Annotated in this window: 1 protein-coding gene; it reads right to left on the bottom strand. The window is 42.6% G+C overall.

From position 1 onward, the window contains the following. Positions 1-385: 385 nt before the first annotated feature. A complete protein-coding gene (locus tag F7888_RS22230; RefSeq protein ID WP_191783578.1) occupies positions 386-1,663 on the bottom strand; it encodes an IS110 family RNA-guided transposase in 1,278 nt (425 codons plus the stop codon). Positions 1,664-1,785: the final 122 nt, after the last annotated feature.

The following is a 1,785-nucleotide window of genomic DNA, read 5'->3' as shown; positions in this document are numbered from 1 at the left end:
TTCCTCCCTCTATAAATATTGATATATCAACGGTTTGACTCGTTGCTAGAGTGTCAAAAAAATATTTTTCGACACGGTTCCTAATAAATTTTTCATAATATGTGAAACTCTTCCAATACATGGGTACGCTACGCTATCACTACTGGATAATGGTGGAAAGTAGTGATAGGAATTTATACGATGCACAATGGATCTCTGCGTAGCTTATGATGACGTACCCTCCCATGTCTCTGGGCATCTTTGTGCCTACATTCCTTCGTTCGGTCTAGTCATAAGGCAGAGGCTAGCGAAGCTCCTTTAGGGACTCAAGGTCGAATGGAAAAAATAGTGCCAGCTTCTCCGTGTCATCCAGTTGTCTAGGTCTTATTTATGGAGATGTAGAGCCTTATGCAGCCTCTGCGAGACTAGGAATATCCCTCAACATTCTCTGTGCGTCGAACGCTTTGTGCTTCGTGCTGATTCCATGTAATACTTTTAAAAGTTTCCCGCATAGAACCACGATGGATTGCTTCTTGCGTAACGGATTAACCTGACGGTTAGTGTAATACTCATGAAGTTTTCTAAAGGCTTCATTGTGACGTATCATCGGCATCATCACTCGGAATAGGAGGGCTCGTAGTTTTCTTCTGCCCCGTTTGGAGATACGTTTTTGTCCTTTATGCAGGCCGGAGGAATTTTCACGTAACGTTAATCCCGCGAGTTTCATTAATTGGCGTGGATCTTCGTAGTGTGAGAAACTCCCGATTTCAGCTAATAAATCAACAATCGTTGTATCTCCTAGCCCTGGAACCGTTGAAAGCCATTCGTATTCTACAGATGTTTGTACAAGCTTAACTAATTGCTCAGTAATGCTTTCGATATCTTGTTCAAGTTGATGGTAACGACGGACCATTGTGGCAATTTCAATACGTGCCATCTCACGTCCTTCTGTTACTCCAATAGAGCTAGCTGCGACTTCAATAAGACGCAAGGCTTTCGGTCTTTGAGGGGATTTTAGCCCCTCAACCTCCCGATAAATCGTCAAGATTTCATCAGGCAGTTTCTGATGAAGATCACTTGGAAATGGGGTACACTCAAGTACCGCCATGGCCATCTTCCCGAAAGACGGAAAGACCTGAGTAAATTCAGGGAAATAGCGATCTAACCACCGAATTATCATGTTTTTGACAGAGCCTAGTTCCTCTGTCAATTTATTTCTAAAAGTAGAGCCAACACGAAGCTCAGCCTCCATGTCTTTTAAAATGCGTGGATAACTAAAGCGACCATCCTTAATAAGGCGGGCGATTACCAAGGCATCTTTCCGGTCATGTTTGGTTGGCAAATTATCATCCAACTCTTTTGACCGTTTGACATGCATGGGGTTGGTCATCACTAGAGGAATACCCCGTTCCTCAAGAAAATAGGCTAAATTGAGCCAATAATGACCAGTAGGTTCAATCCCTACGATAACTTCTGTTTTTTCATGTTCTTTCATTGCGACAAGAATGCGTTGATAGAAAAGATTGAATCCCTCTTGGGATTGAGAAACTGAGAAAGATTTTTGGAGCACTCGTCCACGATCATCCACAAAGCAAGCGTAGTGTGTCCGCTTAGCAATATCGATTCCGATAACGAGTGTTCTTTCGGTGACTTGATTTATTTTCTGATTTTGGTTAAAATCCACTTTGGAGTCCTCCTTGGTTAACTAAGTTAGGGGTCAATTCTGCGCAGATTTGACACCCCGTATCATACCAAGAGGGCTCTTTTTTGTTCAAGTCCCAGAAAATCCTTCTAACAGGAATGCTC

Source organism: Litchfieldia stipae (genome assembly GCF_014837155.1).
Lineage (GTDB): Bacteria > Bacillota > Bacilli > Bacillales > Bacillaceae_L > Litchfieldia.
The sequence above is the reverse complement of the archived record's forward strand: the minus strand, read 5'-3'. Positions and strand labels throughout refer to the sequence as shown.